The following is a 25,608-nucleotide window of genomic DNA, read 5'->3' as shown; positions in this document are numbered from 1 at the left end:
GTATTTGACGAAAGAAATTGTCAAGAGAATGCAGTATAGAGACTCTGGGCTGCTAATCCCATAACAACGCTTCGTCATCTTCAGGGTCCCCAGCCTCATCTTCTTCAATTAAACAATTCACGACCCGGCGTACCATATCCATTGAAAAACCACGTCTCATTAAGAAGGGAAGCGTTTTATTTTTCTTCTCTTTGACGTCCCCTTTGACCTGATTCCATTTTTTTCGTCCGGCACTCATAGCAGTCTCAAATTCCGCATCCGTACTGACACCTTCCAGTGCTTCAGCAATGAGATCATTGGCAATGCCCTTTTGACGAAGCTCTTGCCTTATCCACAGTTTTCCCTTCCGCTTGCCCTCCATACGCTGTCTTGTCCATTCCTTCGCAAATAGGTCATCATCCACCAAATTCTCGCGCTCAAGTCGATCCAGCGTCTCTTCAATTAAAGGTGCAGCAAATTCTTTCTGACGAAGTTTCTGACTTAATTCATGACGTGTACGCGGCTTATGCTCCAAGAAACGCAGAGACTGTGCATACGTCCGTTGTCGCTCGTCAGCTACAATGATTTCTTCCAGATCCTTCTTCATAAACGTATTGCCTTGAGTCATCCTGTATTTAATCATCACATCTTCAAGAACTGTAATGGAGTGGATACCAAAAGTGATACGATAACGAGCTTGCCTGTGTTTCGTTCGTTCTACACGTGTTATAATAAGCTCTTCGTTGTCCGGAAATTGGGATAGGCCGTCCTGTTCTGCTTCTTCATATAAATCCTCGTCATGTTGATCCATTCAGGTCTCCCCTTTCACATTATTTTCAATCTGATTACGCCAGCGCCTCTTCACAAATGACAGAGAACGCTAATACAAAAGGCCGGGGACTCAGCCCGGCCTTTAGCTCCACAGTTAGCGTGCCAACAGCCCCTGTCCATTGGGACAGGGGCTGTTGGACAGCAAGAGCACTCCCACTACAATCCATTATCCAGATTGATCCAAGCTCAATCAGATAAGTTTACGGAGTCCAGTGGGAACCCCCCTCAAGGTCCTCCCTACAAGGGAGGATTTGAGAGATTACTCGTTGATTTCAAACAATTCTTGTTCTTCTTCTGCTTCTTTTTGTTGCTCTTCACTAGTTGGCGCAGGAACTGCGGTAGTCAAGTTACTAGCTACCCGAATTTTTTGTTCAATGATTTCAGCAATGTCTTTATGCTCTTTCATGAACTGCTTCGCGTTCTCACGACCTTGTCCTAAACGCTCGCCTTCGTAGGAGTACCATGCACCACTTTTATTAACGATGTCCAGCTCTGTACCAATGTCAATGATACTGCCTTCTCTTGAAATACCCTCGCCATACATGATATCCACTTCCGCTTGTTTAAACGGAGGTGCCACTTTGTTTTTCACAACTTTAATACGAGTACGGTTACCAATCATGTCATTACCTGATTTGATACTCTCAATACGACGCACATCCAGACGTACTGTAGAATAAAACTTCAGAGCACGACCACCAGGTGTTGTTTCCGGGTTACCAAACATAACGCCGACTTTCTCACGAAGCTGGTTAATGAAGATTGCGATTGTTTTGGATTTGCTGATTGCACCAGACAATTTACGCAACGCCTGAGACATCAAACGCGCTTGCAAACCAACGTGTGAATCACCCATTTCGCCTTCAATCTCTGCTTTTGGAACCAATGCAGCTACAGAGTCAATAACGACGATATCTACTGCACCACTGCGTACAAGAGCTTCTGCAATTTCCAGCCCTTGCTCACCCGTATCTGGCTGAGATAGAAGCAATTCGTCAATGTTAACGCCCAATTTGCTTGCGTATTGAGGATCAAGAGCATGCTCGGCATCGATAAATGCTGCTTGTCCACCAACACGTTGTACTTCAGCAATCGCATGCAATGCGACAGTTGTTTTACCTGAAGATTCAGGTCCATATATTTCAACAATACGGCCTTTAGGCAAGCCGCCTGTTCCTAATGCAATATCCAAAGCCAAGGAACCGCTGGGAATAATTTCCACATTCATATGAGTGGACTCACCCAGTTTCATGATGGATCCTTTACCAAATTGCTTCTCTATTTGACGGAGCGCCATATCAAGCGCGGCACGACGGTCTGACAATAAGCTCACACCCTTTACTGTTTATAAGATAATGATACCTTGTTTTAACACGTTTGCCAAGCTTTTTTTCGAACATACATTCGTTTTTTTTGTGAAGGCCGAGGCGCCTCTTCCTCAAAGAAACTTTCCATTAAACAGAAAAAAGAACCGTAAACAAGGCTGTAAAGCCTAATTCTACGGTTCTTCCGTCTTCCTTAATTATACTTCCTTAGAGCTTCAAATGCAATCGAAGCTATTAACTAATCAATCCATCGCCACAAGTTTTTGCCATAAGCGATAGAGAATCGCTTTGGCTGAACGAATGCGAACAGTCTCGCGATTGCCATTAATACGCAGCTCATGAATTTCCGTCTCTTTTCCACGTTCAGCAAGAGCGATGAAGACAAGTCCGGGTGGCTTGCGTTCCGAATATCCGGGTCCAGCTACACCGGTAACAGCCAAGCCAAAATCAGCATCGCCAATCATGCGAATCTGCTCAGCAAGCACTTTTGCAACCTCAGGACTTACTGCACCAGGTGCATCTTCACCTTCCAGATAATCATGAGGCACATTCAGCAGCTTTTCCTTAATTTCATTGGAGTAACAAACAATTCCACCTTTGAGCATGGAGGCACTTCCCGGTACAGAGGTCAGACTTTGCATGACAAGCCCTCCTGTACAGCTCTCAGCAGCGCTAAGCGTCAGCCCCATGTCAGACATCATGGTTACTATCGTATACTCTATAGGCACATCCTCGTTCGCGTAGAGATGTTCTGTCAAACGCTCCCGAATCTGAACCTCCATCGCATCCAGCTTCAGCTTCGCCTCTCCCTCACTCGCAGCCTTAGTAGAGACACGCACCGTAACTTCGCCTTCGCTAGCGTAAGGAGCAATCGTAGGGTCTGTCTGCGCGTCAATCAGATCCAGCAGTCGATCTTCCAGAGCAGATTCACCAATACCAGCGAATTTGAGCATTCGGGAATAGATCGGCATTTCTTCTGTTAGCACATGCTGGAACAGCCAAGGCTTGACTTCCTGTTCAAACATTGGAATCAGCTCTTTAGGTGGTCCAGGCATCACAATATAATGTTTATCATTATCAGAAATCGCATTTCCTGCCGCAAGGCCCGTTTCATTGGCCAGAGGTGTACCACCATCAATGACGATCGCCTGACGTCGGTTATTCTCTGTCATGTCCACATTACGATCTCTGAAAAAGCTTTCGATTTTGTCCATCGCCATTCGATCTGTATGCAGTTTTCGGTTAAGAACAGCTGCGAGCGCATCCTTGGTCAGATCATCTTGAGTAGGTCCGATGCCACCGGAAAATAAAATAACGTCTGCACGGCCCTGCGCAATGCGAATAGCTTCACTAAGTCGGTTCAGGTTATCCCCAACCACCGTTTGGAAATATACATCGATCCCCATCGCAGCCAATTCACGGGATAGGTATCTGGCATTGGTATTGACGATTTGTCCAAGCAGTAGCTCTGTGCCAACTGCAATGATTTCTGCCTTCATTGAGCATCCTCCTGTACATATGGTGAGTGATCAAAGGGCAATAGGATAATTTCCTATTGCCCCTGACCCAATGCTTCCTTCATGATTACCCATTTAAGAACAAACCATTATGCTTTTGTTAAATGAAGCAGGTTTTTGTTTTTGATAAAGTAATCGATACCCGACCAGATGGTAATAAGCGCTGCTGCCCATACCGCGATAATATCGACGTGAATACCCGTGTATGAGAACGGGAAATTGTTCAACAGCAGCAACACAATCGCTACAATCTGCACTACCGTCTTCAGCTTGCCCCAAGCACTGGCAGCAACAACCGAACCATCCAGCAATGCGATTTGGCGCAAGCCGGTAACTGCAAATTCACGACTAATAATAACCACTGCAATCCAGGAATCCAGCTTGCCCATCTCCACAAGCGAGATCAGAACTGCTGTAACCAACAGCTTGTCTGCGAGTGGATCGAGCAGTTTTCCCAGATTGGTAACCATGTTATTTTTTCGCGCAAGGTATCCGTCAATTCCATCTGTGCTTGCGGCGATGATAAAAATAACAGCAGCAATCAGTTGATTATATGGAAGCGAAAAGCTTCCAAGCTGCAACGGCTCTGGATAAAATGGAAAATCCACGAGCAGGAACACCATTAAAAAAGGGATTAAGCAAATTCGTGCAAGCGTAATCCGGTTGGGTAAATTCACAAGACGCCCTCCCTCATATCCTCCATTACTCCAAACAATCATCATAATCCCGTTATCATCATCCGGAACATGAAATGTACAGTTTCAATGTCAATCCATATTAACATGATCCCACTATGTAGAAACGCAAAAAATAAAGTCAACCGCTCAAAAGCAAAACCGCTTTAAACGTTCCGGCGACTTCCAGAAGATGTACTGCTTTTCACAAAGTCAGCAAACGATGAGGACTGGACTTGATGTATGACTGCCAGCAATGCACACTTAGTATAATATACGCCTAATACCGTGTCAAAAAACACTTCTGCTACAAAAAGGCCATATTATTTGAAATTTGTATATTGCAAATCCAGAGGCAGGTTAGCACCATTTAGCAGCTGCATGACTGCTTGCAAATCATTTTTACTCTTACCAGTTACCCGGAGCTGGTCCCCCTGAATCTGACTCTTCACCTTCAGCTTGGAATCCCGGATCAGGATATTGATTTTCTTGGCGATGTCCTGATCAATCCCCTGTTTAAAATTCAAACGCTGACGGACTGTACCAGAAGACGCTGGCTCTACCTTAGCGTAATCAATGTTTTTCAATGGTAGCCCACGCTTGGCCATTTTGGATTGCAGCACGTCAATGACAGCCTTAAGTTTGGTCTCATCATCAGATACGATCGTTAACGCATCCTTATCCAGTTTCAGGCTGCTCTTGCTGCCCTTGAAGTCATAACGAGTGCCAATTTCCTTCTCGGTTTGTGTAACGGCATTTGTCAGTTCTTGCAAGTCCATTTTGGACACGATATCAAATGAATTTTCTGAACTCAAACCAGTCACCCTTTCAGTTAATCGTATGTTCTGTAACATTATAGAGGATACCTTAAGCAAAAGTCTAATTTCAAGCTGGTTTACACAAAGAAAAAAGCATTTTTGGCTTCCACTTGAGGTGGCTGCCAAAAATGCTTGCTGGTCCAGCTTCCAACTAATAACGGCTCCGGTTGGGCTGTCTGAACATATCGAGCACACCCAAAAGTACATGTGCAAGTCCAAAGCCCAATATTCCGTAACCCCAAGCACTTGGAGTCAGGTAATAACCCAGGAGGCTGACAATGATCCCTAAACCCGTTACGATCCAGCTGACTGTCACAGCCATCCACCTCACTTCACCAAAAGTTAACTGCAAGTTAAGACACGATTATTGTCTCCTGCAGTTGACCCGGTTATTCGCTACCAGTGGTGCCTCCTGTAGTGTCCGTTGAACCATTTTCAACTCCTGTGGAAGAAGCAGTATTACCACTGTCTTCACCAAGCTTCAAACGGATCCGATTAGTCGCCTTGCCATCCGTTACAACTTGCCCACCAACCTCAATCGTGGTCGCTGCAGCGTAACCGGACTTAATATACATGCCTGCACTATCCAGCTCAAAGGTATAGCTGTCGCCTTCGGCTGTATTACCATACTCCAACTTCTCTCCACTGGAGTTCTCGCCCTTATACACTTCCAACCAGCTATGACCTGAGGCTTTGATCGTAACCGTTACAGGTTTCCCTGCACTTCCGTTAACTTTGAAGTTCGTAATGTTGCCTGATTTCCCATCTTCTGCAACTGTTACAGCAGACGGTGAATTGTCTGTCGGTTCCTGATTTTCTCCCGTCTGTCCGTCCGTTTGGCCATCCGTTTGACCATCAGTTTGGCCATCCGTCTGTCCTTCCGTGTCTGTACCGCCACCGTTACCACCAGCGTCGCCTTCACCCGTACCCTCAGCGCCTGAGTCTGTTGCAGGCGGATTAGATGCCTGTCCGTTGTCGGCAGGCTGATCCGGTTTATCTTCAGGCTTTTGTTGACTGTCTGTAATTTTGACCGAATCAAGACCTGGATTATCAGTTTCATCACCATTGTTATACACCACGTATACATACAACAGAACTACGATCAAAACAGGGAATGTCCACATCAGTGCGACAGACATCCATCGATTACTACGCTCAACCGGACGGCTGGAACGCTTCTGTATAACCGGTTCCATCGTTGCTTCCGCCTCTTCTGCCGGTACGTCTTTTTTGTGTCCCTCCAGCAGCTCATCAGGGTTCAGTCCAACGGTCTCCGCATAGGTTTTAATGAAAGCACGCACATAGAAGCTACCCGGCAGTACTTTATAGTCTCCAGCTTCTATGGCCTCCAAGTACCTCTTGCGAATTTTTGTCATTTCCTGTACATCGTCAAGACTCATCCCTTTTTGCAGCCGGGCCTCTCTTAACTGCTGACCCAGTTCAGACATGCCATCTCCTCCTTATGTTTATCTCATGAGTTGTTGCTAATCTATTCCATGATTCCGTACGGATCCTTACAATTCATCGGTGTAGCTAGCCGTAAACGTATCATAAATAATTTCTTCATTCGGATTGTTACGAAGTTCAATGATAATATCAAAATCATTAAAATCATATTCGGATTCCTGTACAAAAATATCTGGATGTTCGATAACCTTGGTACTTGGCATCGACATAATATCCTGCAACAAATTGTAATGCCGCTCACTGGAACGAATCGTACTTACAATTCCATCAATGATGAAGACATTATTCGGGTTCAATTCGTCTTCGGACATTTGACTTCTTATCGTCTGACGAAGAAGTGTGGAAGAAACAAAAGTCCATCGCTTCATTGCACATACGCTGCCCGCAATAATGGACTCTGTTTTACCCACACGAGGCATTCCGCGCAAACCAATGACCTGATTGCCTTCTCTCTTAAATACTTCACCCAAAAAGTCCACAAGTAACCCAAGTTCATCTCGTGTGAAACGAAATGTCTTGCGATCATCCGAGTCACGGTCAATGTATCTGCCATGACGAACGGCCAGAATATCCACCAATTTAGGTTGACGCAAAGCCGATACGGTGATGCTGTTGACTTTGCCAAGCATTTCACCAAGCAAACGGATTTTCTCATCATCATCCGATTCAAGCAGCATACCTCGCGTTTTGCCTTCCACACCGTTAATGGTCAATATATTCACTTCAAGCATCCCCAGCATAGAGGCAATATCGCCTAACAAACCGGGTCTGTTCTTATGTATTTTATATTCCATGTACCATTGTTTAGATTCCATTTCAACACCCCGTAATGCATTATTCCACATTATTCGACAGCAACAGAACGTGTCCACTGGACAACAAACTGAGACATCTTCTAAAAATGGGTCACGTTAATGATATATAAAATGAAAATGAATTACAAGAACAGCTCTGTAATCCGTTTGTAATCATTAGAGAAAAGCCCCCTTGCGGGAGCTCTTCATCTGTAATCTTATGCGTTTTGTTTGGCCAATTTGACCATCAGGCACGCAATCGTACGACGCTCATCTGCATCGCCGACATCCCATAACTCTTTCAATGCCCGGTTGGAATGGTTCGCTGGATCGACTTTCTCATCAAGGAAGTCGCCGATTTCATACGCAAGTTTGTTGATGGTTTCTTCACTCATCCCCATCTTCTCTGCTTGCAGTACGCGGTCACCCAGGAACTTCTTCCACGTGTCAAAACTGGAGAGCACTGTTTTTTCTGTTGACATGATAAATCCTCCTTAGATGACGCATGAGATTTAAAATCAACAGTTGTAATATGTGCTTTCGAGGCATTTTATATACGAGCATCTTAAAAATAATCCGGAAGACGGCTGCTTCTCGGCAACCTTCACTTATTTTGTTCATAGCCAGTCAAGTTTTATTGCTGCTCTACGTTAACCAACCGCCATTTGGACTGATAATCTGCCCGTTGATATACCCCGATTCAGGGAGGGCCAGAAAATAAACCAGTGACGAGATTTCATCAGGTTGAGCAAGTCTTCCTGCCGGAATTTCCTCTTCCAGCATCTTCAATTCACTCTGATCCAGATGGTTTAACATGGATGTCTGAACGGCGCCAGGAGCAACAGCATTTACGGTTACTCCGGAAGGAGCGAGTTCTTTCGCAAGTGCCTTGGTGAATGCATTCACCCCGCCCTTGGTTGTAGAATACAACACTTCGCAAGAGGCACCAGACAGCCCCCAGATCGACGATACATTAATGATTCGACCATACCTTTGGGAGATCATGTGCGGCATCATTTCCTGTGTACACATAAACGTGCCTTTGAGATTGATGGCCATCACTTCATCCCATATCTCCTCTGTAACATCAGACAACATCCCATAGTGCGATATTCCTGCATTGTTCACGAGGATATCTGGCATGAGATTGTGTGACTCCAGCTTCTCACGCATACGTTCAATCTGTTCCCGGCTGCGAAGATCCGCAGACACCGTCATGATTCTCCCACTGCCCTGTTCCATGCACCGTCTGGCGGCTTCATTCGCTGCTTCATGCGATTTCATATAGTGTATAACAACATTCATTCCCACTCTGGCGAAACGTTCTGCGATAGCCGCTCCGATTCCACCACTTGCTCCAGTTACCAGTACAGTCATTTCCCCAATTGCCTTCAATTGTCCTGTTCCCCTCTCCATATCAAGGACTCACGACTAGCGATACAGCCAGTTGATCCCAGCGAATATGCTCTCTCAGTCTGAGATTTACATCTTCCAGTGTAATCGATTCATAGAGCGGAAGCATATTGAAGAAATCACCGCCACGGAATTGCTGACGTGTAAATTCATGCGCAATGTTCTCTGGAGAATTGAGCATACGCAAATATCCGCCTATTTTCTTTTTGCGTGCACGTTCAAAATCCGTCGATTCAAACCCCTTTTCTACAATGGCATCCACTTCCTCACGTATACGTGCCAGCAGTTGATCCGGGTCTTTCGTATCACCACCAATAGCTGAAAACGCGTATTGCGGCGAACTGTTATACTCATGTCCAAAGCTGTCCGAGATCAGATCTTCATCATAGAGCTTCTGAAATAATCGTGTGCTTGAACCAAACAAAAGATCCATCATCAGCTGCGTTGTCATATCCCGCCGTAACAATTTTTCTCCGGTAAGTCCAACGTCCGTCTCCTTGAATCCAAACAGACATTTCGGCAGTGAAACAGCCAGTTTGGCTTCCCTTCTGGCTTCTCCTACCTGCTCAGGTTCCGGCTCAAAGAAACGTTGAATACTCCCCTGTGGCTTATAATCTTTCTGTTCCTGGTTCGAACGAACCATATCAATGACTTCCTGTGGATCTACACCACCTACCACGAATAAGAGCATATTACTCGGGTGATAGAAGGTGTTATAACACTCATATAACATCTCTTTGGTAATTGTACGAATGGATTCGACCGTTCCTGCAATATCGATATGCACCGGATGTTTCTGATACATGGCTTCGATTAATCCAAAATAAACACGCCAATCCGGATTATCAGCATACATGTCAATTTCCTGTCCGATAATGCCTTTTTCCTTTTCCACATTTTGATCCGTGAAGTAAGGATTTTGCACAAAGTTGACTAATGTTTGTATATTTTCATTCACATGTTCGGTCGCTGAAAACAAATAAACCGTCTGATCAAAGCTCGTAAACGCATTAGCTGAGGCACCGTAAGACGCAAATGTTGCAAAGATATCACCTGTTGGTTCTTCAAACATTTTATGCTCCAGAAAATGGGCAATCCCATCCGGAACTTTCACTGCTTCCTGTCCTTCAACCTGAAAATGATTATCCACCGATCCATACTTGGTTGCAAACGTAGCATACGTTTTCTGGAATCCCGGTTTAGGCAAAATATAGACATGCAGTCCGTTATCCATTACTTCGTAATATAGTGTCTCCTGCAGATGCTCATACCGAATGCTCTCCACCGACTATTCCTCCTTCTCGTCCCGCAAGAAATAAATCGTATCCAGACGGAATTGTTCTGCCGCCTCACGCACATCTTCCTTGCTAATATGTTCTACCTGAGCCAACAGTTCTTCAGCCGTTCTCTCTTTGCCAGACAACTGTCGATTGAAGTCATAAGCGATCATCTCAAAGGCAGAATCCTGCATTTCCTTAAGCAGGTTACGGATCATTGCTTTGGTCTGGGACATTTCCAGATCACTGATTGTACCGCTTTTCATTTCTTCCAGCTGCTGCTTGATGATAGTGACGGCCTTCTCATAATTAGGGATTTCAATTCCGGATTGAATCGTTGCAATGCCCTTATGTCCGTCATATCGCGAAGACGCGTAATACGCCAGGCTCTCTTTTTCACGAACATTTACAAACAGTTTGGAATGAGGATAACCACCGAGAATCCCGTTGTACATTAGTGCTGCTGCATACTGAGGATCTCCATACGTGATAGATGTACGGAGTCCCATATTGAGTTTTCCCTGACTCACATTCAGTCGCTCAACAACGGTCTCTACTTCCTTATCTCCTCGAACCGCGGCCTGTGTCTTGTAATCGGAGGAGGACGTTCGATCTACATTGAAATGACGCTGAACAAGGTTCTCCACCTCCTCCAGTGTCGTATCCCCTACCACGTACAGATCCATACTCGCCTGTTGCAGCCACTCCTGATAAGACGCAGTCAGTGTATCAGGCTCAATCCCAGGCAGATCCTTTCGCTCACCCAGTGGATGAAGACGATACGGCTCGTTCTTGCACATCTCCTCAATACTGCGTTCCGCGGCATAGCGCATTTTATCATTCACGATGGACTCCAGCTTTTTCCGCACCGTCTCTCGCTCTGCTTGTACATAAGACGTCCTGAAATGTCCATTCTCCTGTGCAGGTCGGGTAAGAACCTCTCCCAGGAAGGCAAATGAACGATCCAGCAGTTGCTCATCCCCTCCAACAAAGGAGTCATTAATGGTATCCATCCGAAACTGTACAATCTGATAATCCCCGCGTTTATAAACATCAAAACCAAAACCGGCTCCATACAGATGCTCCAGTTGTTCACGAAATTGCGTTGTTTCCGGATAGGACTCTGTGCCGCGTCGCAGAACAAAGGGTGTCAGCGCTACTTTGGTTACTGTATCTTCTCGTAAGGGAACGCCTGCATATAGCGATATAGCGAACGTTTTGAAACGTTTAGTCGGAAGCACATGTATACGAAACTCTCTCTTGCTACCTCGTTCAAATCCTGATGTATTCAAATGTCAAAACCCCTTTACGGCGTCATTTGTCATGCAATCGTATTACGCTAAATGTAACAACCATTTTAACCCATTCAAAAGGCAAGAAGCAACCGAAGTCACGCCTTCTGGTTGCTTCCAACATCATCACATACAAAAAATATGTTGCCCGATTGTTTTCACCTGTGGACGGGTCCAGATCCATTTGGATGTTGCTGTCTTTGGATTAAAATAATAGAGACAACCACCGGACGGGTCCCAGCCATTCAGGGCCTGCTCAACTGCCTTTTTGGCTTGTGCGTTTGGTTCCAGATAGATCTGTCCGTCCGCTACAGCCGTAAATGCACCGGGTTGAAAAATTACGCCTGAGGGTGTACTTGGAAAGCTTGGGGATTTTACACGATTCAGAATGACTGCCGCTACTGCGACTTGCCCTTCAAACGGTTCACCCCGTGCTTCACCATATACAGCGTTAGCCATAATCTTGAGTTCATTCTCGGAGAGACCGAGTGCATTGGCAGATCCCATATTGTCTTGCTCTTTATCTGCCGTATTGTTATTACTATCCTTTCCACCTGAGGATTCCTTGTGAAGCGGCGGTTCTGTTGGCGACCATTTGGTTGACGCATTGTACAGCTTGAGCTTGGTTTCAGCTCCAACCACACCATCTGCCTTCATGCCAAACTCTGATTGAAACCATTTGACGGATTTCAATGTGCTGCTGCCAAAATTACTGTCGATTTTACCATTGTAAAATCCCAGATACTTCAGACGTCCCTGAAGCTCATATACATCCTGACCGTAACTTCCATATTTCACTGTATTACTGCTAAACGTAGGCAAGGCCTTTTCTTCTACCTGCGGTGTACGCTCGGCTGAACTTTCCGTTGCTGTATTCCCAGGAAGCAAATAACGGATTCCCAATGCGGATATCAGCAAAATAGCAGTGAAAAGCCATAGGTTCATTTTTCGCATCGACTGTGCTCTACCTTTCTCTTGTGGGATTAACAGAATCGCTAAGGTTATTATGACAAGCCTGCTTGTTTCCTATGCACCAAATCATCCGATCTTTGGAGTAGATGGCAAAACTTCAGTCTGCAGAGCATACAAAAAGCCCCCAACCAATAGGTTGAGGGCTTAATCGACCGATGCTCCAAGTCACTATGAGCTTATTTTATTCTGTTGATACTGTTCAAGTGATACCAGCACTTCCCGTGGTTTGCTACCCTCGTAAGGGCCGATGACCCCCCGGGCTTCCATGGAGTCAATTAAACGCGCTGCACGTGTGTAACCAACCCGCATACGACGTTGCAACAGAGAGACAGAAGCTTGTTTTGCCTCAAGAATAATCTGTACCGCTTGCTCATATAACTCATCCTGTACTTCATCTGCTGCCTGAGTGGAATCATCCACTTCAGGTACAATGGACTCATCATACTGTGCTTCACCTTGACCACGTACGTAGTTTACAATATTCTCGACTTCTTCATCGCTCATAAATGCACCTTGTACCCGAACCGGTTTTGATGCACCCATTGGCATGAACAACATGTCTCCACGACCCAACAGCTTCTCTGCCCCACCCATATCCAGAATCGTTCGGGAATCCACTTGTGAGGATACGCCGAAGGCAATTCTCGATGGAATGTTGGCCTTGATTACCCCGGTAATAACGTCAACAGAAGGTCGTTGTGTGGCAATAATCAGATGGATTCCGGCTGCACGAGCCATCTGAGCGAGGCGCGCAATGGCATCCTCGACATCTCCGGCTGCAACCATCATGAGATCTGCAAGCTCATCCACAATGACAACGATATAAGGCAGAACAGCCGCAGGATTATCTTTCATCAGATTATTGTAGCCCTCAACGTTACGCGTGCCTGATTTGGAGAACAGTTCATATCGTTTCTCCATCTCGACCACAATCTTTTTGAGAGCAAGTGACGCTCGTTTAGGATCAGTTACTACTGGCGCCATCAGATGTGGAATTCCGTTATATACGTTCAACTCAACCATTTTAGGATCGACCATCAAGAACTTCACTTCATCCGGCTTTGCTTTGTACAATATGCTGGTAATAATTCCGTTAATACATACCGACTTACCGGAACCTGTAGCACCTGCGACCAGCAAATGGGGCATACGAGCCAAGTTACCAATGATTGTCTGTCCGGAGATATCTCGGCCAAATGCAATAGTCACTTTGGATTCTGCATCCTGGAATGTTGCAGTCTCCATTACTTCACGCATCGTTACAACCGACACCTCGCCATTAGGTACCTCGATACCTATAGCGGACTTCCCGGGAATCGGCGCTTCCATCCGAATATCTTTTGCAGCCAGAGCCAACGCGATGTCATCAGTTAGGCTGACAATCCTGCTGACCTTAACTCCAATATCAGGCTGAATTTCATACCTTGTAACAGCAGGACCCCGAACCACTTCAAGTACTTTGGCACGAACACCGAAGCTTTCCAGTGTAGCTTCCAGCTTGCGCGCTGTCTGCATATAATCCTTCTGATCACCCGCCTTGCCCGCATTGTTAGGCTTGGCAAGAAGACGGAAGGATGGCAGCTTGTACGGCTTAGGAGGAGGCGGTGGTGGTTTCACTGGTTGTTTGTCCTGCCCTTCAGGAGTCGGAGTATCTGTTCCCAATATTGCATCATTAGGCATTTCTTCTCCACTCTGAATCCCATCCACTGCATTCAGCTCATCCATACCCGCACCGGATGCTGACCACTCTGTCTCTACCAGTTCATCCGTTATTTTAATGGCATGTTCGCCCTGTTGAACTACGTTTGGATCAGCGAGATCATCAGGGAATGGATAAGCATCGTCCAGATCATCTTCAATGCTTGCATCTTCGGCTCTGACATGCTCGAAAAAGTCTCGAATGATTGGCGCTGAGTTAGGTTTAGCCTGAACAGGAACATGTGAAGAAGCTGATTTGTTCGCTACGTCTTCGTTTGCATCCTGCCACGACTCTACATTGTGATCTTGTTCAGCGCGGTATACAATCTGTTCTGTTTCAACCGAATCGTCCTCATCCATTTCACGTCCTGATGTCGCCTGTTCTCGATTAGCTCCCCATTTTCCGAAAAGCTGGAAGAATATTGGTGCTTTTCGTTTTGGCAGATGCTGTTCCTCTAATTCATCCTCATACTCGTCTTCATCATCGTCAACAGGAACAGGTACCACTTTACGAGCGTTACCTTTCTTCCTTCCATCAGTCACAGAAGCAGAACGTGCAGAAGGCCTTGACTCCAGCTTTTTGTACATCGAACTCCCGGCATCCCAAATCTTGGTTCGGAATATTCGAATCAGATCCACATAAGATAGACTCGTAATCAACATAAAACTGATGACAAACATGACAATCATGATGAGTCTCGCACCCAGGCTGCCGAACAGCCACAGGAAAAGAGCAAATTGTCCAGCCCCAAGATAACCACCGCTGATATCCTTGTTAAGCATGGAGTCTCTCTCCCCTGGTGCAGCAGGGGTTAGCAACTCGGTTTGCATATCATTATGTACCTGTGTAATCACAGCACCAGGCTCAAGCGCACCAACCGGAATGAGCTTCTGGTGCATTGCCGAGACGGTACTCATCAGGGTTAAGGCAAAGACCAGCAATACCAGTCCTGTTTTGCGTGTGGTCCAGCCACTCGGCCATTTCCGGTGAATCATCACCATGAGACCATAATAAATACCAACAAGTGGAATCGCAAAATAAAACTTACCAAGCATCAGTCCGAACATCTTGGAAAGCGAACGTCCAACGGTGGCTTCACCCGATAATGCAATGACAGCAAGGGTAATAAGCACAATTCCGTAAATTTCATATTTTAAAACGCCACTAAAACCAGCGCCCTTTTTTTTCCTCTTTTTTCTTCTGGCCAAAATCAGGTCACCCCCAGAAGAATATTATACCATACAAATATAATCCGTACATATGTTCTTTTTCTGCTCAATTTGTCTGAATTCGTCGCGTTATGCTGATCCCAAGTTACCTGAAAGCGGAATGGTCGAACCGGGCATATTAGCAGGATTGAGATAGGCTTCGAGTGGACAATCCAGCAAACGTACGATAACGGCTTCATTGTCATTTACAGGCCTCACCTGCATTAATAAACCATTCATCTTAATTTCTCTTGTATCTTCGCCCTCTTTCCACATTCCTGACCAGAGTTGTTCAGGGGGCATTACTGTATATAACGTCATTGGGTATAACCTCCCGCTTGCAGCGTCTGTCTCTTGTCTCCTATGAGCTGATTTAACTGAGCAATGGCTTGCCCAATTCCGCCTACCGCATCCATCAATCCATATTTCACTGCATCCGCGCTTCCTACAGCTGTGCCGATGTCCCGATTCAACTCACCGGTCTTAAACATCAGTTCTTTGAACATCTCTTCAGAGATATTCGAATGAGAAGTCACGAACCGTACAACCCTCTCTTGCATTTTCTCCATATACTCAAACGTCTGCGGTACACCGATGACAAGGCCGTTCATCCGAATGGGATGGATCGTCATCGTTGCACTTCCTGCAATCAGGGAATACGTTGAAGCTACAGCAATCGGCACTCCAATGCTATGTCCGCCTCCAATGACCACAGTAACCGTAGGTTTGCTTAGAGAAGCGATCATCTCTGCAATGGCCAGACCGGCCTCTACATCTCCACCTACCGTGTTCAAAATGATCAGTATACCTTCAATACGCTGATTCTGCTCTGCAGCCACCAGCTGTGGGATAATATGCTCATACTTTGTAGTTTTATTTTGTGGCGGCAAAATCAAATGCCCTTCGACCTGTCCAATAATGGTCATACAGAAAATATTCGATTCACCTGCCGGCGACTGTGTCTGCCCAAATTGCTGAATAGTCTCTGTAACGGGAGAGATGTTCTTGTCCTCCTGAATCGGAATCTCCGGCGCTTCAACTTCCGGTTGATTGGATTTTGACGCCTGCTTGTCATTCATACGTTCATTCATTTCATTAATCCCCTTCTCCAGAAACGTTTAATGTATTCCTTAGTATGGGGATTTTTCCAGCCGCCTTATACCCGCTACATCTAAATTGCTTCACATATTGACCATATTGCGGATCTTCCTGAAAAACGCAAAAAAAGCCCCTTCTCTACGAGGAACCGTCCAATATTACTCGTAGAGAAGGGGCGACTGTGTGCCTGAATATATGTTTTTTGTTTAGCCTATTTTAAACTTCCATAATGATTGGCAAAATCATCGGTCTACGACGAGTTTGCTCATACAGGAAGCGTCCAAGTGCATCTTTAACATTCGTTTTGAGTGAAGCCCACTCGTTAACGTTCTCACTCATCAACTTCTGCAATGTGCTGCTAACGATGCGGTTGGCCTCATCAAGAAGTCCTTCCGATTCACGTACATACACAAATCCGCGAGAGATGATGTCAGGACCGGAAACAATTTTTCCATCCTGTTTGCTCAGTGTTACAACAACAACAAGGATACCATCTTGTGACAACAATTTGCGGTCACGCAATACAATGTTACCCACATCGCCTACACCCAAGCCGTCGATCAATACGTTACCTGCAGTGACTTTACCTGCTCTACGTGCTGCTCCACCTTGGATTTCAATAACTTCACCGATATCCGTGATGAAAATGTTTTCCGGTTCTACTCCTACAGATTCAGCAAGAACCGCGTGGCGACGCTGCATACGGAATTCACCGTGAATTGGCAAGAAGAATTTCGGTTTCATCAGGTTGAGCATCAGTTTCAACTCTTCCTGGCTACCGTGACCAGATACGTGAACACCACTGTTAGCACCGCTGTAATGCACGTTAGCGCCCAGACGGAACAGTTCATCAATCGTACGGCCTACATATTTTTCATTACCTGGAACCGGTGTTGCTGCGATAATAACGGTGTCGCCTGGCAGGATGTCCACTTTACGGTGCGTGGAACGAGCCATACGTGTCAGTGCTGACATTGGCTCTCCTTGACTTCCTGTGCAGAGAATCACGACACGATCAGCAGCCATCTTGCCTACTTCTTCAGGTTCAATGATCATGCCATCCGGAATCTCAAGGTAACCCAGTTCTGAAGCAATACCCACCACATTCACCATGCTGCGTCCGATAACTGCAACTTTACGTCCAGTCACTTCTGCTGCGTTGATCACCTGTTGGATACGGTGTACGTTCGATGCAAAAGTCGCTACAACAACACGTTGACTTGCTTTACGGAAGATATCTTCGAGAACGATACCCACATTTTTCTCCGATGGTGTGAATCCAGGTTTCTCAGCGTTCGTACTGTCAGACAACAGCGCTAGCACGCCATTTGTTCCGATCTGTGCCATACGCTGAAGATCTGCATATTGACCATTGACTGGAGTGTGGTCGAATTTGAAGTCACCCGTGTGAACAACTGCACCTTCCGGTGTTTCGACACATACACCAACAGAATCCGGAATACTATGGTTAGTAGCGAAGAACGATGCTTTCAATGCAGTTCCAAGTTGAATCTCGGAATCCGCATCAATCAGAATACGTTTTGTTTCACCCAGCAAGTTCGCTTCTTTCAACTTGTTTTCTACAAGTCCAAGCGTCAGTCTTGTTCCGTATACAGGAACATTCAGATGTTTGAGAACATATGGCAGACCACCAATGTGATCCTCATGTCCGTGAGTAAGGATAATTCCTCTTACTTTGTCACGGTTCTCAGTCAGGTAAGAAATGTCAGGGATGACAATATCAATACCAAGCATATCTTCTTCAGGGAATTTAAGACCAGCATCTACGACTACAATGTCGTTGGCGTATTGGATGACGTACATATTTTTACCAATCTCGCCTACGCCGCCCAAAGCAAAAATCATCAGTTTATCGTTATTATTTTTCTTAGACAAATGAATCTAAACCTCCTATGGTAGTTGGACGTCGTACCTTATTATTTATTGTAAGTTAAGAAAAGTAGTCCATACATCACATACCCATCTATCGGGATGAATGCAAAAGAACACCTTTATTCACGATATTTGGAAGAAGTTCTTCGAAGTTATTCCCTTTTACCAACAAGTTGGAGTTGAAATTTCCTCTTAGCCGTTCCTTCCTTTTTCACCGCAAAGCTACACCACGAAACGATGTCGCTTTCAATTTCAAAAAAATACCGCACCCAGTCACTTGACATCATTATACATGATTAAAAACAAAAAAAACAAGTCACTCTCTCGTTAACCTGTAGGTTTCCCTTTAGCAATGGAAAAGAAACCTCACATTACTCATAAAAAAAAGAACCGCATCCTCTACGAAGAGGAGCGGTTCTTTTGCTGATCTGAAGGATATTCCATGATTAATAAAATAGTGCCATATACAACCAAAATGATTACAAATTAAGCAGTTCTTTGATATAAACCTGCTCCTCTTCCGTTGGCGGAATAAGAGGCAATCGTACGGAGCCAACGTTCAAACCACGCAAAGTCAGCGCATATTTCACTGCTACCGGGTTCGGTAGAGGCTGTGGACACTCAAACAGGCCTTTAAACACAGGGAACAGCTGCTGATGAATCTGAGCAGCCTGAAGAGGTTCTCCGCCATAGAAGGCGTCAATCATTTTCTTCATTTCTGCCCCTACGACATGACTCGCCACGCTGACAATTCCATGTGCTCCAACCGCAATCGCCGGCAAGCCTGAAGCATCGTCACCGGAATAGACTCTGAAATGTTCTGGAGCACTCGCTGCAATCAGCGTAACCTGCTCCGTAGACGCACATTCCTTCGTAGCGACGATATTAGGGATCTCTGCAAGACGAAGCGTTGTTGCTGCGGACAGGCTGGTTACTGTACGCCCAGGCACGTTGTACAGCATAATTGGCAGCTTAGTAGAGCCTGCAATCGCTTCAAAATGTCTGAACAAACCTTCTTGGCTTGGTTTGTTGTAATACGGAACAACCAACAATATGCCATCCACTCCGGCACGTTCAGCTTCCTGTGTCAAATGGATGGAATGTGCCGTGTTATTGCTTCCCGTTCCGGCTATAATTTTGCACCGACCGGCCGCATGTTTCACTGCAAATTCGAATAATTGAACTTTCTCAGTATCACTAAGTGTTGGAGACTCCCCTGTTGTTCCGGAAACCACAAGCGTCTCCGACTTTTGATCTACAATCAGATAGTCGATTAGACGTGCCGTTTCCTCCCAATGAATCTCTCCTTGTTCATTGAACGGAGTGACCATTGCTGTAATCAATCTTCCAAAGTCCAATTCGATTCCTCCTTCAAAACAGGTTTGGCTCCTCTAACTTCAGTTATTTACAAATGAAGTTCGAATGAGGCGTGAAGTGCCCTCAGGGCCTGAACCATATCTTCTTTTTTTACGAGTACCCAGATCGTTGTATTCGAATCTGCCGATTGCAGGATCTGAATGTCAGCCAGTGTCAAGGACTCGACGATTCGAGCCATAATTCCAGGTACACCATTAATGCCTCCGCCAATAACGGACACTTTTGCGCAACCGGACAGGCTTTGTGGCTTGAGACCTATCTCCTGCAATACTTGTATGGCTTTCTCGGAATCACTGTCAAAAACCGTATAGACAACTCCCGAGGGGGTAACATTAATAAAATCAACGCTGATCGAATTCTCGGCCATGGTTTTGAACACTTTTAGTTGCAATCGATCTGCTCCACCAGGCACATCCACCGTAATTTGCGTTACATTGCTCACGTAGGCGATACCTGTTACATAACGGTCAACAATGCCTGTCTGCACATCCCGAAATCCTTCCGGATGCGTAACCAGCGTTCCTTCCGTGTCTGCAAAAGTAGATCTTACCCGTACTGGAATCTGGGATTGCATGGCAATCTCGACCGCACGTGGATGGATGACCTTGGCCCCGTGGTGGGCCATATTACAGATCTCAGCATAACTCACAACAGTCAACGGACGCGCATCCTCAACAATTCGCGGATCGGCAGTGAGTATCCCGTTCACATCGGTGTAGATATCCACCATTTCAGCACGTAATGCTGCACCAAGTGCTGTTGCAGACGTATCACTTCCCCCACGCCCCAGTGTCGTGAAGTCTCCGTTCTCCGTCTGGCCCTGGAATCCGGTTACAATGACGACACGGCCGAGCTGAAGCTGCTCCAACACACGAACAGGACGGACATCCAATATCCGGGCATTCCCGAAATTGTCGTCCGTCACAAAACCTGCTTGTGCACCGGTCAGCACTGTAGTTGGAATGCCTTCATGTTCGAGTAAACTGCTCAAAGTCGTCGCTGATATGATTTCACCACAGCACAGCAGTAAATCCTTTTCGCGTGCGGATAGTGCGTTTCCGTTCTGTGCAGCCCAGTCCAGCAACGTATCGGTTGCATATGGCTCGCCGCGGCGACCCATCGCAGACACAACAATGACTAGACTCAATCCTGCCTCAAGTTCACGTTTAACGTGACGGAGCACATGCTCTCTCGCCTGAACAGTGGAGAGAGACGTGCCTCCGAATTTCTGTACCATGATACGCATCTTTATTCCTCCATTTGTGTACGCAAGAAGACTGGACACGGGTCAAATCAACAAATGGATCACTCTAGGGAGCGTTCTGATGCGATTGTTATCGAGATCATGACGCAAACATTCACAATAGACCTCTCCCGCTTGCTTAACCTTTACTGCCCGCAAGCAGGAATGCCTTATAGACAGGAACGTGGACACAAGTAGCTGTTCAATCCAGCATATCGTCCCCCATGATTTTCTTTGTCTCTCAAACCCTTCATTTCTCCAAGCGCATAAACGTTGTCACCCAATCAATGATCCTTTAAGCTTGTGAAGAGCGCTCCACAATCATCGGCTGCAACTGTTTGCCCTCAAGGGCACTCCAGCAAGCCTCTGGAATCAATTCCATTTTGGCGACTAACGAGTTTGGTTTCTTCACTGGATCGTCCTGCCCAAATGGCACAAAATACAAGTATTTGGCCACGAGCAATTTGGCGATATTCGCAGCATTCAAGCCCAGACCGTCATTCGTGGAAATCGCGAGCACAAGCGGACGCTGGTTGCGCATCTGCGCTTTGGCTGCCATTAGCACTGGACTGTCGGTCATCGCATTAGCCAGCTTGCTTGTTGTATTTCCTGTGCATGGAGCAATCACCAGCACATCAAGCAGCTTGGAAGGCCCTAATGGCTCCGCTTCAACAATTGTAGAAATGATATCATTACCTGTTATATCTTTCAACTGTTTTTGCCAATTTTGCGCCGTACCGAAGCGTGTATCGGTCGTCAGAACCGAATTCGAAATAATCGGAATGACGTTGGCACCTTCAGCCACGAAGCGGCTAATAACCGGCATAACCTCTTCAAACGTACAATGAGAACCTGTAATTGCATAACCTACCGTTTTTCCCTGCCAGTTCATGATTTAACCTCCCGTGCGTTCTGTTCTTCCAAAAGCAAACGGATCAACGCGTCGGCAATAATGCCGCCAGCCGTTTTGGGAGCAACAATGCCGGGGAGGCCAGGCGCAAGTAGCGCTTTGATACCGCGTTTGTCTGCATACCTGAAATCACAGCCGCCAGGAGCGGATGCGAGGTCAATAATGACAGCCTTTTGCGGCATTCTGGACAGGATTTGTGCTGTGATTATCATAGTCGGTATCGTATTAAAAAGCAAGTCAACTTCCCCGGTTTGAGCGGCCAAATCCGTTGTCATGAAAGGCTTCCAGCCCATTATTGTAGCGCGGGCAGCATCCTCTTCCCGCCTGATTCCCACCCGTACATTTGCTCCAAGTCCTTGCAGTGTTTTGGCCATTGTGTATCCTGTTCGACCTATGCCAAGTACAATGCATTCCGAACCATGGATTGTGAAGTCCGTCTCCCGAATAGCTATGGCGATGGCTCCCTCAGCTGTTGGAATAGAGTTGTAAAGTGCAATATCATCACGATCAAGTACTTCAACAAGTCGCAGCCCATTTTCAAGACAAAGTTCGCGCAAGTAAGGCTTAGCCATACCTGTGAACACAATACAATGCTCCGGTAATGCTGCAATATGTTCTTTTTTCAAATAGATCGGCGTGTCACTGAATGAAGTACTTACTTTTCCCTGATCATCGCAACCGACAACAGGCAGTACCAGCACATCTGCGGAAGCAAATACTTCGTCCTCCAGTTCCTGATGCTCGATCCCTGGAATGGAACGCTCTATTTTATCGAAACCCACCACACTTACCGTTGCATCCAGCTCAGCGCATTTTTGAATGACTTCAAGCTGCCGCGCATCTCCGCCCAGGACTACAATCCGGACTCCGGTCAGCATCGGGACGTCACTCCTTTCACCACATGTATGCCTTATCGTATGCAGGGGCCCACAGGGGGGTGAAAACAATAATTGTAATCCATCGTCCGTTTCTCGAATGTAAAAAAGAGCCGCCCCTGTCAGGGACGACTCTAAAGAATGCATATATTAACGCTGATTATTTGCCGGTATGACCGAATCCGCCTTCGCCGCGTACTGTTTCCGAAAGTTCATTCACTTCCGTCAATTCAACCGCAGGCACGGTCTGGAAGACGATCTGTGCGATGCGCTCTCCCCGTACAATCGTGAACGGTTCCTGACCCAGATTGATCAACAGCACTTTAACTTCTCCGCGATAGTCCGCATCAATGGTACCCGGTGTGTTGAGGCAGGTAATTCCATGTTTGAAAGCCAGTCCGCTCCGAGGACGGATCTGTGCTTCCAATCCAGCTGGCATTGCCATCGCAAGTCCGGTTGGAATCAGCGTACGCTGACCCGGCTGCAACACAACATCTTCCTGAAGTGCAGCTACGACATCAAAGCCGGATGCCAGCTCCGACATTTTTTGAGGCAGTTTAATATCTTCATTGCCCGGCAGTTTCTGTATTTGAACGTAATGCAACAAAATCATCCCTTCTCAATCCAGCGATCGTCTTATCTGAAGCGCCAACCATAGCAAGTGCAAAAGGCTCTGCAAACATCAGATCAAGTACCGCGTTAATATCGTCCATGGTCACTTGCTCAATTTTGGTGATCATCTCATCCAGCGTATGGTGTCTACCCAGCATCAGCTCGTTTTTACCCAGACGATTCATGCGACTACCTGTGCTTTCCAAGCTAAGAATCAGGCTTCCCTTCAGCTGTTCTTTTCCTTTACGAAGTTCATCTTCGGACAAGCCGTTTACAGCCAGGTCGCCCAGAACCTCTTTGGTGAGGTCGAGCACTTCTTTTGTCTGTTTCGGTGCTGTACCCGCGTATATCGTGAACAATCCGCTGTCCGCATGAGAACTATGATAGGAATACACGGAGTATGCAAGCCCACGTTTCTCACGAATTTCCTGGAACAGTCTGGAGCTCATGCCTCCACCAATGGCGTTATTCAGAACAACCATAGCGAATTGAAGCGGATCTCCGATTTTACAGCCCGGGAACGAGATACAGATATGATTCTGTTCCGTTTTCTTTTTGTGGAAGAGCTGTCCGCTTTGGAACGCTGGCATCGTAACTGCTTCCGTTACACCATTTACATCAAAAGCACCAAAATGCTTCTCCATCAGATCGATTACACTGTCGTCAATATTACCCGCAATACTAATGACCGTGTTCTCAATTGTGTAGTGCTCCTTCATATATGCACGCAGATGGCTGGAATCCATCGCTTTGAGACGTTCTTCCGTACCCAGAATAGGATATGCGAGTGGATGCTCACCATAGGCGGCCAAGGCCATCAGATCATGCACCATATCATCAGGCGTATCCTCATACATCGAGATTTCTTCCAGAATGACGTTTTTCTCCTTGATCAGTTCACCATCATCCATTTTGGAACGGAAAAACATATCAGATAACACATCAACTGCAATCGGTAAATGTTCATCCAACACTTTTGCATAATAACATGTGTATTCTTTGGAAGTGAACGCATTCACGTTACCACCAATCGCATCGAACTGCTCCGCAATCGCCTTGGCATCATAACGATCTGTTCCCTTGAATAACATGTGTTCAATAAAATGTGATACTCCGTTACTTGCAGGTTGCTCATTGCGCGAACCTGTCTTGACCCATATTCCGAAAGACACAGAACGGCAGGTCGGTATCTGTTCCATGACAACTCTGAGGCCATTGCCCAGCTGAATTTTTTTCATGGTTGGCCCTCCTACATCTCTATAATTGCCTTGATCTCAACCTTGACATTGAAATCGACATTTGGTTCCAACTTTTTGATATTAACAAAAAAACAACGTTCACTCAACCGCAGAGGTATTTACACGTTCCGAAGACAACGTCTCACTTACTGTTCCGAGCACGAGACCTTTGGCCCGAATGGATTGAATCATCCCTTTTAAAGCTCCCGAAGAAGCAGCTGTAGGGTGCATTAGAATTAACGTGCCTGCCTCGGTATTTTTCGCAATTTTGGCAACAACGGCATCCGAGCTTGGTTTACGCCAGTCCACGGTATCTACAGTCCATAATACGGTTTGCAAGCCCATGGAAGAAGCAATGTCAACGGTCTTCTGATTAAAGTCACCCGAAGGCGGAGCAAACCAACGATTCTCTACCCCCAGTGTTTTATGGAGCAGATCCTGCGTTTTACTAATTTCCAGCTTGGCCCGTTCTGCGCTCAATCGACTCATATTAGGGTGAGAATATGCATGATTGGACATCTCATGCCCTCGTTTTTGAATTTCCTTGGCCAGTTCAACGTTTTTGCTTAACCAACTTCCATCCAGAAAAAAAGTGGCCTTCACTTTCTCTGCATCGAGCGTATCCAGCATCGGTATGATATATTCGTTCCCCCAGGCCACATTAATCATAAAAGAGACCATCGGTTTGTTTGCATTCCCCCGATAGATTGGATGTGCACCCAAGTCTTTAAGCTGAATTGCCGGCTCGATCTGACGGTAGACATAAGCAATTTTGGTATTCAACGTTCCACTCAGCGCCTTACGGTATGTCGCTTCCACATCAATCTCCATGCCATTATAGCCAGGAATCGCTTTCCATACCCGATCCACTCTGGCATTCACCGGAGCAATTTTCGTTTCAGCCGCTTTATCCCGAATCGCCGACAACAGCGCATCTTCTCCCGTTGCTTCCTTGAACATGTCAAAAGCATTTTGCGTACCTGGCCCATCACGGATCTCCGTAATGTATGTACGTACACTGCCAACTTGTCCGATCAATATGACCGCAGTCACACCTGCCAGAACAGCCGCCAGCTTTTTGGATTGGTTTCCCACA

The 25,608-nt window shown here is 46.1% G+C and carries 24 protein-coding genes; all 24 read right to left on the bottom strand.

What is annotated here, in order from left to right; translation table 11 throughout:
* Positions 1 to 52 precede the first annotated feature (52 nt).
* The 24 genes from NKT06_RS11490 to NKT06_RS11375 all read right to left on the bottom strand — a co-directional run bounded on the left by NKT06_RS11490 (position 53) and on the right by NKT06_RS11375 (position 25,607).
* A complete protein-coding gene (locus tag NKT06_RS11490) occupies positions 53 to 790 on the bottom strand; it encodes a regulatory protein RecX (protein ID WP_253433911.1) in 738 nt (245 codons plus the stop codon).
* A gap of 279 nt (positions 791 to 1,069) precedes the next feature.
* Positions 1,070 to 2,134 carry a recombinase RecA gene (recA, locus tag NKT06_RS11485; protein WP_062833851.1) on the bottom strand — a complete coding sequence of 355 codons (1,065 nt, stop codon included), beginning with the start codon at positions 2,132 to 2,134 and terminating at the stop codon, positions 1,070 to 1,072.
* A gap of 243 nt (positions 2,135 to 2,377) precedes the next feature.
* On the bottom strand, positions 2,378 to 3,634 hold the full coding sequence (locus tag NKT06_RS11480) for a competence/damage-inducible protein A (protein WP_253433907.1): 1,257 nt from the start codon (positions 3,632 to 3,634) through the stop codon (positions 2,378 to 2,380).
* Between the two features lie 107 nt (positions 3,635 to 3,741).
* Positions 3,742 to 4,329, bottom strand: a complete 588-nt coding sequence (gene pgsA, locus NKT06_RS11475; RefSeq protein ID WP_062833849.1) for a CDP-diacylglycerol--glycerol-3-phosphate 3-phosphatidyltransferase — start codon at positions 4,327 to 4,329, stop codon at positions 3,742 to 3,744.
* A 320-nt stretch (positions 4,330 to 4,649) separates the two neighbouring features.
* Positions 4,650 to 5,141, bottom strand: coding sequence for a YajQ family cyclic di-GMP-binding protein (locus NKT06_RS11470; protein WP_253433904.1), 492 nt, complete (start codon positions 5,139 to 5,141; stop codon positions 4,650 to 4,652).
* 154 nt (positions 5,142 to 5,295) lie between these two features.
* Positions 5,296 to 5,466 carry a hypothetical protein gene (locus NKT06_RS11465; protein WP_017689116.1) on the bottom strand — a complete coding sequence of 57 codons (171 nt, stop codon included), beginning with the start codon at positions 5,464 to 5,466 and terminating at the stop codon, positions 5,296 to 5,298.
* Positions 5,467 to 5,533: 67 nt separating this feature from the next.
* The gene (locus NKT06_RS11460) at positions 5,534 to 6,592 is read right to left on the bottom strand and encodes a helix-turn-helix domain-containing protein (RefSeq protein WP_253433901.1); all 1,059 of its coding nucleotides are present in this window, start codon (positions 6,590 to 6,592) and stop codon (positions 5,534 to 5,536) included.
* 66 nt (positions 6,593 to 6,658) lie between these two features.
* Complete coding sequence (locus NKT06_RS11455) at positions 6,659 to 7,426, bottom strand: DUF3388 domain-containing protein (RefSeq protein ID WP_047842510.1); 768 nt, start codon at positions 7,424 to 7,426, stop codon at positions 6,659 to 6,661.
* A 197-nt stretch (positions 7,427 to 7,623) separates the two neighbouring features.
* The gene (locus NKT06_RS11450) at positions 7,624 to 7,887 is read right to left on the bottom strand and encodes a DUF3243 domain-containing protein (RefSeq protein WP_017689119.1); all 264 of its coding nucleotides are present in this window, start codon (positions 7,885 to 7,887) and stop codon (positions 7,624 to 7,626) included.
* A 163-nt stretch (positions 7,888 to 8,050) separates the two neighbouring features.
* Positions 8,051 to 8,821 carry an elongation factor P 5-aminopentanone reductase gene (gene ymfI, locus NKT06_RS11445; protein ID WP_253433898.1) on the bottom strand — a complete coding sequence of 257 codons (771 nt, stop codon included), beginning with the start codon at positions 8,819 to 8,821 and terminating at the stop codon, positions 8,051 to 8,053.
* 1 nt (position 8,822) lies between these two features.
* Positions 8,823 to 10,103: an EF-P 5-aminopentanol modification-associated protein YfmH gene (gene yfmH / locus NKT06_RS11440; RefSeq protein WP_253433894.1), complete on the bottom strand. Its 1,281-nt coding sequence runs from the start codon at positions 10,101 to 10,103 to the stop codon at positions 8,823 to 8,825.
* A 3-nt stretch (positions 10,104 to 10,106) separates the two neighbouring features.
* Positions 10,107 to 11,387 carry an EF-P 5-aminopentanol modification-associated protein YfmF gene (yfmF, locus tag NKT06_RS11435; RefSeq protein WP_253433892.1) on the bottom strand — a complete coding sequence of 427 codons (1,281 nt, stop codon included), beginning with the start codon at positions 11,385 to 11,387 and terminating at the stop codon, positions 10,107 to 10,109.
* A gap of 126 nt (positions 11,388 to 11,513) precedes the next feature.
* Positions 11,514 to 12,341 (bottom strand): spore cortex-lytic enzyme, encoded by an 828-nt coding sequence (sleB, locus tag NKT06_RS11430; protein ID WP_253433890.1) that lies wholly within the window; start codon positions 12,339 to 12,341, stop codon positions 11,514 to 11,516.
* Positions 12,342 to 12,527: 186 nt separating this feature from the next.
* Positions 12,528 to 15,266 carry an FtsK/SpoIIIE family DNA translocase gene (locus NKT06_RS11425; protein WP_253433887.1) on the bottom strand — a complete coding sequence of 913 codons (2,739 nt, stop codon included), beginning with the start codon at positions 15,264 to 15,266 and terminating at the stop codon, positions 12,528 to 12,530.
* Between the two features lie 90 nt (positions 15,267 to 15,356).
* A complete protein-coding gene (locus NKT06_RS11420; RefSeq protein WP_036609282.1) occupies positions 15,357 to 15,587 on the bottom strand; it encodes a YlzJ-like family protein in 231 nt (76 codons plus the stop codon).
* Entirely contained in the window at positions 15,584 to 16,357 is a 774-nt protein-coding gene (locus NKT06_RS11415) for a ClpP family protease (protein WP_253433885.1), read from the bottom strand. Before NKT06_RS11415 ends, NKT06_RS11420 begins: the two co-directional genes overlap by 4 nt.
* A 223-nt stretch (positions 16,358 to 16,580) precedes the next feature.
* Entirely contained in the window at positions 16,581 to 18,260 is a 1,680-nt protein-coding gene (locus NKT06_RS11410; RefSeq protein ID WP_062833839.1) for a ribonuclease J, read from the bottom strand.
* Between the two features lie 476 nt (positions 18,261 to 18,736).
* Positions 18,737 to 19,615: a 4-hydroxy-tetrahydrodipicolinate synthase gene (gene dapA / locus NKT06_RS11405; protein ID WP_253433883.1), complete on the bottom strand. Its 879-nt coding sequence runs from the start codon at positions 19,613 to 19,615 to the stop codon at positions 18,737 to 18,739.
* A 47-nt stretch (positions 19,616 to 19,662) separates the two neighbouring features.
* Entirely contained in the window at positions 19,663 to 20,880 is a 1,218-nt protein-coding gene (gene dapG / locus NKT06_RS11400; protein ID WP_253433880.1) for an aspartate kinase, read from the bottom strand.
* Between the two features lie 292 nt (positions 20,881 to 21,172).
* Positions 21,173 to 21,769, bottom strand: coding sequence for a dipicolinate synthase subunit B (locus tag NKT06_RS11395; RefSeq protein ID WP_062833836.1), 597 nt, complete (start codon positions 21,767 to 21,769; stop codon positions 21,173 to 21,175).
* Positions 21,766 to 22,665: a dipicolinate synthase subunit DpsA gene (gene dpsA / locus NKT06_RS11390; protein WP_253433877.1), complete on the bottom strand. Its 900-nt coding sequence runs from the start codon at positions 22,663 to 22,665 to the stop codon at positions 21,766 to 21,768. The genes NKT06_RS11395 and dpsA overlap by 4 nt, the downstream gene beginning before the upstream one ends.
* Before the next feature lie 157 nt (positions 22,666 to 22,822).
* On the bottom strand, positions 22,823 to 23,269 hold the full coding sequence (dut, locus tag NKT06_RS11385; RefSeq protein WP_017689132.1) for a dUTP diphosphatase: 447 nt from the start codon (positions 23,267 to 23,269) through the stop codon (positions 22,823 to 22,825).
* Positions 23,229 to 24,512 (bottom strand): M16 family metallopeptidase, encoded by a 1,284-nt coding sequence (locus tag NKT06_RS11380; RefSeq protein WP_076326816.1) that lies wholly within the window; start codon positions 24,510 to 24,512, stop codon positions 23,229 to 23,231. The genes dut and NKT06_RS11380 overlap by 41 nt, the downstream gene beginning before the upstream one ends.
* 99 nt (positions 24,513 to 24,611) lie before the next feature.
* On the bottom strand, positions 24,612 to 25,607 hold the full coding sequence (locus tag NKT06_RS11375) for a polysaccharide deacetylase family protein (protein ID WP_253433872.1): 996 nt from the start codon (positions 25,605 to 25,607) through the stop codon (positions 24,612 to 24,614).
* Position 25,608 lies beyond the last annotated feature (1 nt).

Origin of the sequence: Paenibacillus sp. 1781tsa1 (genome assembly GCF_024159265.1) — a bacterium.
Taxonomy (GTDB): domain Bacteria; phylum Bacillota; class Bacilli; order Paenibacillales; family Paenibacillaceae; genus Paenibacillus.
The sequence above is the reverse complement of the archived record's forward strand: the minus strand, read 5'-3'. Positions and strand labels throughout refer to the sequence as shown.